Origin of the sequence: Mycolicibacterium monacense (assembly GCF_010731575.1) — a bacterium.
Classification (GTDB): domain Bacteria; phylum Actinomycetota; class Actinomycetes; order Mycobacteriales; family Mycobacteriaceae; genus Mycobacterium; species Mycobacterium monacense.
Genome location: NZ_AP022617.1, coordinates 3670732 through 3680348 on the forward strand (window position 1 = coordinate 3670732; position 9617 = coordinate 3680348).

8 protein-coding genes are annotated in these 9617 nt (G+C 69.3%); 1 reads left to right on the forward strand and 7 read right to left on the reverse strand.

The genetic code is table 11. The features are described 5' to 3' along the window. Positions 1-2: 2 nt before the first annotated feature. Positions 3-2732: a cation-transporting P-type ATPase gene (locus G6N49_RS17615; protein ID WP_011558515.1), complete on the forward strand. Its 2730-nt coding sequence runs from the start codon at positions 3-5 to the stop codon at positions 2730-2732. Here G6N49_RS17615 and G6N49_RS17620 read toward each other — a convergent pair. From G6N49_RS17620 to G6N49_RS17650, 7 genes are all read right to left on the reverse strand, one after another. After that, entirely contained in the window at positions 2702-4366 is a 1665-nt protein-coding gene (locus tag G6N49_RS17620) for an HAD hydrolase family protein (protein WP_083044980.1), read from the reverse strand. The genes G6N49_RS17615 and G6N49_RS17620 overlap by 31 nt on opposite strands. 65 nt (positions 4367-4431) lie before the next feature. Then, positions 4432-5709, reverse strand: coding sequence for a hemolysin family protein (locus G6N49_RS17625; RefSeq protein ID WP_011558513.1), 1278 nt, complete (start codon positions 5707-5709; stop codon positions 4432-4434). A 9-nt stretch (positions 5710-5718) separates the two neighbouring features. Further along, on the reverse strand, positions 5719-6390 hold the full coding sequence (locus G6N49_RS17630) for a hypothetical protein (protein WP_011558512.1): 672 nt from the start codon (positions 6388-6390) through the stop codon (positions 5719-5721). Then, complete coding sequence (locus G6N49_RS17635) at positions 6387-7271, reverse strand: universal stress protein (RefSeq protein WP_011558511.1); 885 nt, start codon at positions 7269-7271, stop codon at positions 6387-6389. The genes G6N49_RS17630 and G6N49_RS17635 overlap by 4 nt, the downstream gene beginning before the upstream one ends. 180 nt (positions 7272-7451) lie before the next feature. Next, positions 7452-8453 (reverse strand): zinc-binding alcohol dehydrogenase family protein, encoded by a 1002-nt coding sequence (locus G6N49_RS17640; RefSeq protein ID WP_179967851.1) that lies wholly within the window; start codon positions 8451-8453, stop codon positions 7452-7454. Positions 8454-8472: 19 nt separating this feature from the next. After that, positions 8473-9276 carry a sigma 54 modulation/S30EA ribosomal C-terminal domain-containing protein gene (locus G6N49_RS17645; protein WP_407665043.1) on the reverse strand — a complete coding sequence of 268 codons (804 nt, stop codon included), beginning with the start codon at positions 9274-9276 and terminating at the stop codon, positions 8473-8475. A 78-nt stretch (positions 9277-9354) separates the two neighbouring features. Continuing rightward, on the reverse strand, positions 9355-9615 hold the full coding sequence (locus tag G6N49_RS17650) for an acyl carrier protein (protein WP_011558508.1): 261 nt from the start codon (positions 9613-9615) through the stop codon (positions 9355-9357). Positions 9616-9617 lie beyond the last annotated feature (2 nt).

Sequence of the window (9617 nt, forward strand, 5' to 3'; positions counted from 1 at the left end):
CGATGGAATCCTCCACGGTGGTCACGGCCAGTCCGCATCATGGATTGCCCGCGCATGAAGTGGTGCTGCTGCTCCAGACCCACCCGCACCGCGGGCTGTCGAGGTCGCAGGCGCAGGAACGCCGGGAGCAGTTCGGCCCCAATGTCCTGCCCGAGACGGTCGGCGCCGGCCCGCTCATCCGCATCCTCCGGCAGTTCCACCACCCGCTGATCTACGTACTGCTGGTCGCCGGGATCGTGACGGCGCTGCTGCGTGAATACGTCGATGCGGCAGTCATTCTCGCCGTCGTGCTGGTGAACGCCGTCATCGGCTTCGTCCAGGAGTCGAGGGCGGAGGCTGCGTTGCAGAGCCTGCGCGCGATGGTCCACACCCACGCCAGGGTCGTCCGCGACGGCGTCGAGCGGACCGTCACCTCGGAAGAGCTGGTACCCGGCGACCTGGTGCTGCTCGAGGCGGGCGACAAGGTGCCGGCGGATCTGCGGATCCTGCGGGAGACCGAGTTACGGGTGGATGAGTCCGCACTGACCGGCGAATCGGCGCCGGTGACCAAGGCGGAGGCGAGGCTGCCGGAGGCCACCCCGGTGGCGGACCGGTGCAACACGGCCCATTCGGGCACACTCGTGACCGCGGGTACGGCGGCAGGCATCGTGGTGGCGACCGGTGCGGAGACCGAGATCGGTCAGATCCACCGCCTGGTCGGAGCGGCCGAGGTGCTGGCGACGCCGTTGACCGCGAAGCTGGCGCGGTTCAGCCAGATCCTGACCGTCGCCATCCTGGGTCTGGCCGCCGCCACCTTCGCCCTCGGCTTGCTGCGCAGGCAGGATCCGGTGGAGACGTTCAACGCCGCCGTGGCGCTGGCCGTCGGCGCGATTCCGGAAGGGCTGCCCGCCGCGGTGACCATCACCCTCGCTATCGGCGTCACACGAATGGCCAAGCGTCGGGCCGTGATCCGGCGGCTCCCGGCCGTCGAAACCCTCGGCAGCACGACCGTGATCTGTACCGACAAGACCGGAACCCTCACCGAGAACGAGATGACGGTGCGCAGGATATGGACGCCCGAGGAGTCGGTGGAGGTGACCGGCTCCGGGTATGCGCCGGACGGCTCCCTGCTCACACCGGAGGGGGCGGTCGCCTCACCCGATGGCAACGCTGCACTGCGCTGGACGCTGCTGACCGGTGCGGCGTGCAACGATGCGGCGGTCACCTGCCGCGAGGGCCGTTGGCAGGTGACCGGCGACCCGACCGAGGCGGCCATGGTCGTCGCCGCCGCGAAGGCGGGTTTGCCACCGGACAGCGTCGGTACCGAACTGCCCCGACGCGCGACGATCCCGTTCACCTCCGAACGGCAGTGCATGGCAACCCTTCACGGGTGGGGTGCCGGTGACCATGTCGTGCTCGTCAAGGGCGCCGTGGAGCGCGTGCTGGAGATGTGCGACTCGCAGATGCAGGCCGACGGATCACCACGCCCGGTCGACCGCGCGGCGGTGACCGAGGCGGCAGGACGGTTCGCGGCCGGGGGACTCCGGGTACTGGCATGCGCAGTTCGAACTCCCTACGAGGCAGACCGTTTCGGCGACGACGACCCGTTCGGCGCGCTGACCTTCACCGGCCTGCAGGCCATGCTCGACCCGCCGCGGGCGGCCGCCACACCCGCGGTGACCGCCTGTCATACGGCGGGTATCGCGGTCAAGATGATCACCGGAGATCATGCCGGCACCGCCAGCGCGATCGCGACGGCGGTCGGTGTGCTCGACCGCGCAGACACCCACTCCGACAAGGTGTTGACCGGGTACGAGCTGGCCGCCACACCGGCCGACGAACTGCCCGAGGCGGTGCAACGGGCCAGCGTCTTCGCCCGGGTGTCACCCGAGCAGAAGCTGCGACTCGTCGAGGCGCTCCAGCAGAAGGGACATGTCGTCGCGATGACGGGCGACGGCGTCAACGACGCTCCGGCGTTGCGGCAGGCCAACATCGGGGTCGCGATGGGCCGCGGCGGCACCGAGGTCGCCAAGGACGCCGCCGACATGGTCCTCACCGACGACGATTTCGCCACCATCGAAGCGGCGGTCGAGGAGGGCCGCGGTGTCTTCGACAACCTGACCAAGTTCATCACCTGGACGCTTCCGACGAATATCGGTGAGGGACTGGTCATCCTGGTGGCGATCGCGTTGGGCGCGACGCTGCCGATCCTGCCCACCCAGATCCTGTGGATCAACATGACCACCGCCGTCGCGTTGGGACTCATGCTGGCCTTCGAGCCCAAAGAGGCCGGGATCATGACGCGCCCGCCGCGCGACCCCGCTCAGCCGCTGCTCACCACGGCGCTGATGGGTCGGATTCTGCTGGTGTCCGGGCTTCTCGTGGCCGGCTCCTGGTGGCTCTTCGAGTGGGAGCTCGCTCACGGCGCCGAGGTGACCGAAGCGCGCACCGCGGCGTTGAACCTCTTCGTCGTGGTGGAGGCGTTCTACCTCTTCAGCTGCCGGTCGCTGACCCGATCAGCCTGGCGGATAGGGCTTTTCACCAACAGGTGGCTGATCGCGGGCGTGGCCGTGCAGGCGGTGGCGCAGGTCGCGATCACCTATCTCCCCGCCATGAACGCCGTGTTCGAGACCGCCCCCCTCGACACCGGGGCCTGGTTGCGGATCTTCGGCATCGCCACCGCCGTCAGCCTCGCGGTCGCGGCGGAGAAGACATTCCGGGCTCAGTCCAGCGCACCGCGGTCGTCGAGATAACGGTCACGAACAGCACGGATGAGCTGTTGGCGGACCCGTTCGACCTCCGCCGCCCGATGCGCCGCCATCTCGTCCTCCCACGACGCCACCTCCGCGGCCAGTTTCCTGTCGTTGATGATGCGCTCCAGCCACCGGGAGAAATCTCCGCGCTCGAGGTGAAATTCCAGCGCCTGGGGGGTGAGCCTTCGCAGCGCGGCGCCGAACTCCTCCATGGTGCCCGCGGGCGCAATCGACTGACCGTCCACGGAATGGAAGTAGAACCGCCGCTCTCTGGGCAGCGCGACATCGGCGTACTTGTGCCGGTGCCTGACGTGTGCCGTGCGGCGCTCGGCAACCGCGAACGCCCGCTTGGGATTTCCGCCGTAGCGCACCGCGGCGCGCGGCGCCGGATGCAATGCGGACGGACTCTGATCGGAGTCTTCCATCTCGACCACCACGTCACTGGCGTCGATCTCGTCGGCCGGCAGCGCCGCGGCGACGAACGAGGACAGCACGTATCCGCCCCGGCGAACCCACCGGACCTCCTGCCCCGGGCCGAGCAGATGCGCTTCGTCGTAGACGGTCCAGTGCGGGAAGCCGTACTGTTCCCGGTGCGCCTCGACGACAGGGCGCAACCGGTGCACGTAGTCTCTCTTCTCGTCGGTGGACAGCGCGGACAGATCCACCACCGCGCTGCTGCTGGGATGCAGCATGGCGACGAGATCGGACGGTTGCGGCAGGTGGTAGCGGCTGTCGACGGCGGCCACGTGGTCGAGCGTCGCCAGTTGCGTGTGATCGCCCTCGGGGTCGACCACCAGCACCCCGTACCCGGCGAGAATCCAGCGTTCCGCCATCAATCCGATGATGTGGCTCTTCCCCGAACCGGCCGGGCCGGTGACCACGATCCGCCCCTGACTGCCCGGGAGGCGAGTCGGCGCACCGTCGTCGAATGCACCGATGTCGATCCACCGTCGCATCGGGCACCAGCGACGCGCTCCGCTCAAGATCGGTCCGGTGAGTATCCCGGCGACCCCCTCGCCGTCGCTCTCGCTCAACACCTCGTCGGCGTGGGCCTTCACCGAGGGGAGCGCATTGGCGACGGCCACACCGAGTTCGGCGGCCGCCATCATCGACACGTCGTTCTCGGCGTCTCCGATCGCGATCGTGTTGTGCGGGGAGCGGTTCATCCGGGCCAGCACGCCGCACAGACCGGTCCCCTTGGTGACGCCCGCAGGCAGCACCATCAGCGCACCCCGGTTACGGATGATCTGGCAGTCCAGACCGAGTTCTCCGATCGCCTCCACGGTGGCCGCGGCGTACTGACCGTCCGCGGCGATGAGGGTCTCCCCTCGGCGGAACGGTATTCCACGCGCACTCAGTTCCGCGTCGAGCGCGGGATCCACCGGCGGTGCGAGCGCCACCGATCGGCCGTCGACCACCGCAACCGCACCGTTCTCGAGCACCACTGCGTCGACGTGGTCGGAGAGATCCGGGAACTCCGCCTGCAACTCGCGCCCGATGCGACCGGTCACCAGCACCACCTGCGTTCCGTTCAGCCGGGCGTCGCGGATCGCGCGCACGGCCGCCGAGGACAGCGCACCGTTCGACGTGAGGGTGCCGTCGATGTCGACGGCCACGACCTTGAAAAATCCCACGGCTCTCCCGGATCAGGCGCTGCATTCGAGACCCAACGCGCCACCTTCGCCCCCCTGTCGGGTCATCATCGCCGATCTCGAGGCAGAATGCGCACCTCGGTGATCGCATGGCGGCCGACGCCTGTGACCTGGACACGGCAAGGCGGAAGGTCGACGCGATCTCCGGGAACCGTCGGAATCCGCCCCAGCAGGGACAGCACGAGTCCGGCGATCGTGGTGTAGTCGCCGGGAGGTGCGTCGGAGAACTCGATCCCGATGTCGGGCAGATCGTGAATCGGGAAGGTGCCCGGCAGAATTCGACTGCCGTCCGGGAGTGCTTCGGCGGTTCGGATGTCCTCGTCGGCCTCGTCGTAGATCTCGCCGACGATCTCCTCGAGCAGATCCTCGAGGGTGACGATGCCGTCGACGCCGCCGTGCTCGCCGACGACGAGCGCCAGATGCTCGTGCGCGGCGAGCAGTTGGCGCAGCGCGATGGTGACGCGCAGACTGTCCGGCAGTCTGAGCACCGGTCGGGTGACTTCGGCGACGGTGCCGTCGTCACCCAGCAGGTCGCGCAGGTGCACCACACCGATGGCGTCGTCCAGTTCTCCGGATCGCACGACCGGCGCCCTGGTGTGGCCGGACGCCGCGAGGTCCGTGCGAGCCCGCTGCAGCGACAGCTCACCGTTCAGCCGGAAGACCGCCGTCCGGGGGACGATGACTTCGCGCAGTGAACGCTCGTGGATCTCCAGCGCACCGGACAGGATCGTGCGTTGTTCGGCGGTCAGGCCGCCGAGACCGGTGATCAGTTGCCCGAACTCCTCGATGGTGAGCTCTTCCTGCCCGACGGCGGGATCTCCCCCGAGAATCCGCACGACGAGGTCGGTGGCCCTGCCGAGAACCCACGCGATCGGTGCGGCGACGGCCGACATGGCACTCAACGGTGAGGCCACGACGAGTGCCCACCGCCGGGCGTACTGCATCGCCAGCCTCTTGGGCGCGAGCTCCCCGAACACGAGGGTCACACCGGCCACCAGCACCGTCACCACCGCGATGCTGACCGCCGTCTGTGCACCGGCGCCCAGGAAGCCCAGCAGCGGGGCCAGCGGCTCCGCCAGGGTGACCGCCGCGGTGGCCGAGGCGAAGAATCCGGCCAGGGTGATGCCCAGTTGGATGGTGGCGAGGTAGCGGTTCGGCTCTCGGGCCAACCCGACGACGGTGAGATCCCGTCGGCCGCCGCGATGTTCCAGCTCGCGCAGCTGACCCTCTCTCAGGGAGATGAACGCTGCTTCGCTTCCCGCCAGCAGCCCGTTGACCAGTATGAGCGCGAATACCAGGGCCACGTTCAGCCAGTAGTCGCTCATCGTGTCGTCTCAGCCCTCGGCTACGGCGCGGTCCCTTGCTGACCCGAGCCTCTCCCCCGGCGTCTGCGCGGTCAGGATGCGGTTGACGAGCGTCATTGCGGCCCTCATCTGCTTCTCGGCCTGATCCAGGTTCGCGGTGAACTCGCCTTCGTAGTTGTGCGGTGACTTGGCGACCACCGCAAGGCACATGTGTGCCGCCGTGTGGGCGTCTTCGGCGGCGGCGGTGAGTTCCGCGGTCAGATCGCGGTCAGGAGAAGGCAATTGGGCGGGAACGTCCACCGCCGCGCCGTCGTGCATCCGCTGACATGCCGACGCGAGTGCCGACGCGTTCATTCGGCGCAGCGAGCTCTCGGAGTCGTACAGCGCCTCCTGCAGGTCGGTGATCGCCGGCTGAGCTGTCGACCACCACTGACGGACCGCCGCCTGCTCGGACGGGGCCATGTGGTCGGCGCTTCGCCTGGCGTCGACGACGACGATCAGGACCGCCAAACCAACGGCGACCGCCACGATCGTGGCCACCACCGCGGCCCGTCGGGCCGTCGAATGCCACCATCGGCGACGGCCCTCCGGTTCGGGTGACACCTCCAGCGGAGCGCCACAGTTCGGACAGAACCCGGGCGCACCGCGGTGGTCGCCGGGACAGAAGGCCGAATCGTCGGCGTTCGGAGGGCCCACTGTCATTGCTGCCGCACCACGATCACGGGGACGTCGACCGACTGGGCGACGGCCGCGCTGACGGATCCCAGCAGCATGCCGGCGAATCCGCCGCGCCCATGGCTGCCGAGCACCACCAGTTGCGCGTCGGCGGAGTGCTCGACCAGCCACCGCGCGGGCCTGTCAGACTCCACGACACGGCGGGTCCGGACGTCCGGATACCGTTCCTGCCAGCCGGCGAGCCGCTCGGCGAGGGTTTCCTCGGCCCGCTGCTCGCACTGGTGCCGGTCCGTGGCCGCGCCCGGGATCGGCGCCATATCGCTCCACACGTGCACCGCGACGAGTTCGGCCCCGCGCCGGGATGCTTCGTCGAAGGCCAGCGCGGTGGCCGCCTCGGAGGCCGGTGAGCCGTCGATGCCGACGACCACCGGCGCGTCGGCGGTCGGCAGCCGACCGTCGCGGCTGTGGATCACGGCGACCGGGCAGTGCGCGTGGTGGATCAGCCCCGCACTGACCGAACCGAGCAGAACACGCCGGACCGCTCCCCGCCCGCGGGCGCCGACGACCACCATGTGCGCATCCTTGGACGCCTCGACGAGTGCTTCGACGATCCCCGCCATCAGCACCTCGCTGTGCACCGCTGGTTGTGGCCCGGGGCCGAGACCGTCGAGCAGCGTCTGACGGGCGTGACCCAGCACCTCCTCGGCATTCTGCTTCTCATAGGCGGAGATCTGCTCCTGCAACATGATCGTCGGCCAGCTGATGGCGATCGGTGTGACGACGTTGATCAGGGTCACCGGTCTGCCGGACGTCTGTGCCTCCGTGGCGGCCCACCGCAGCGCGACCTGGGATTCCGGGGAGCCGTCGACGCCGACCACGATCCCGTATCGAGGTGTCGAACCGGACATGTGCGGACCGCTCACTTCGACGAGCGCGTGGCGATGTGGGTACTCACGGCTGCGGTCGGCCAGTCCATGACGCTTCTCCCTGTCGGCGGTGCTCCTGCCTTCGACGTTAGGAATTGCGCGCCGCCCACACCAGGGCCGTTGGTCCCGGGTGTGCTGCCGGTGGTCCTATCCGGTGCGCGGTCAGACGAGCAGGACCGCCGCGCCGGCGATTCGGCCGGCCGCCAGGTCTGCGAGCGCATCATCCGCACGGCCCAGCGGGTACTCCGGCGTCGTCACCTCGATGTGATGGCGGCCGGCGAATTCGAGGAACGCTCGCGCGTCGGCGCGGGTGTTGGCGGTCACCGACCGCACCTGACGCTCCTGGAACAGGTGACGCTGGTAGTCCAGTGCCGGGATGTCGCTGAGGTGGATGCCCGCGATGGCGAGCGTTCCCCCGCGGTCGAGACCCTCGAGCGCGGGTAACACCAGATCGCCCACCGGGGCGAAGAGGATCGCGGCATCCAGTTCGACCGGGGGCGGGTCGCCGGCACCCTGCACCGACGCGGCGCCCAGCGCCCGGGCCAGCTCCCGTGCGTGCTCTCCTCGGGTCATGACGTGGACCTCGGCGCCCTGGGCCAGCGCCACCTGCGCGGTGATGTGGGCGCTGCCACCGAACCCGTAGATGCCCAGCCGGCCGCCCGGCGGCAGGTCCGCGCGCAGGAGCGACCGGTATCCGATGATGCCGGCACACAACAGCGGGGCCAGCTCGGCGTCGGTGTACCCGACCGGCAGCCGGTGGACGAAAGCCGCTGGGGCTGTGGTGAATTCGGCGTAGCCACCGTCGGCGTCCCACCCCGTGTACCGCGAGTGCGGGCACAGGTTCTCCTGTCCGCGCTCACAGAAGCGGCACCGTCCGCAGGTGTGCCTGAGCCACGCCACCCCCACCCGGTCCCCGACCGCGAAACCCGGGTCCGTGTCCGGACCGATGCCGACGACCTCCCCCACGACCTCGTGTCCGGGCGTCACGTGCGGACGGTGGACGGGCAGATCGCCCTCCGCGATGTGCAGATCGGTGCGGCACACACCGCATGCCCGCACGGCGATCAGGAGTTCACCGTGCCCGGGTTCGGGCACCTCGGTGGTGACCGATTCGAGCGGATGGGTGGCTATCGGTCCCGGGACGCGCATCCGCCAGGCATGCATGGTGCGGGAACCCACGCCCCTATCCCGCCGGTGTGATCAGGCCGTAGTGGCCGTCGTAGCGGTGATAGAGCACGCAGGCACGTCCCTCGGCAGCGTCGACGAAGAACAGGAACGGCTGCCCGGACAGGTTCAGACGGTCCACGGCCTGCGCCGTCGCCAGGCAGGCCACCGGCAGGTCGCTGATCGTCACCGGCGAATCGAACGGTGCCAATTCCTCTCGCGCACAGGGTGTCACGAGCGCAACGCGGTATCCGGTCTCCCCGCCCCGGTACAGCACGGCCGCGTACCCGGTGGCCTTCTCGGTGAACAGATGGAAGTCGTAGTCGAGCAGTTCCAGCTCCTCCACCGCCTCGTCGACCGTGCACGCGCGCAGGGTGAAGGACTTGCGGCGCAACACCTGACGGTCGTCGGCCGGCCGGGGGAAGTGCCCGGGGCGGTGTTCGGGTTCGGACTGGTGGCGCCACTCGTTCGGCTCGCCGGTCGGCAGTCCGCCCCGCCGCGCCTCCCAGTGCCGGGCCACCCGCTCGAGCCGCCGCCGCAGTCGGCCCTCGAGCCGGTCGATCGCCTCATGGGCGGTGGCTCCCTCGACCTGTGCGCGTACCAGCCGGCCTTCCACGTCGAGGTTGGCCTGCGCGACGACAGGCCGCTCCACGGCCGGGTCCGCGCGTCTGGTCAGTCGGACGCGGGCGGCGAGCACCGGGCGGTCGGCGACGCGGCCCAGTCGGCCGATCTTGGCCCTGGCGTATTCGACGGCGCCCGGGAGGTCACCGTCGGTGGTGACATCGACGTCGAGATCGACTGGCGCAGAGCCTTTTCTGTTCACATGACGATTCATACCCGGATTCACAGGCCGGGAACAGGGTCATTGGTCACCTCAACCGCGGTCCCCGGTCGTCGGGCCTCACGCCGATCCCGGTCGGCGCTCTTCGATGTAGCGCACGATGCTCGCCACTGTTCGCAGTTTCGCGTAGTCGGACTCGGGGATCTCGACATCGAACTGTTTGTGGACACCGACAAGGAAGTTGAGCCAGTCCATGGAATCGAGGTCGACTTGCTCGCGGAGCGGCTCATTCTCCTCCAACTGGTCGGCCTCCACCTCCGGTGCGATCCTGGTCAACACGGCCACGACGTCATCGCGGATCTGCTGCTCGCTCTTCGTCACTG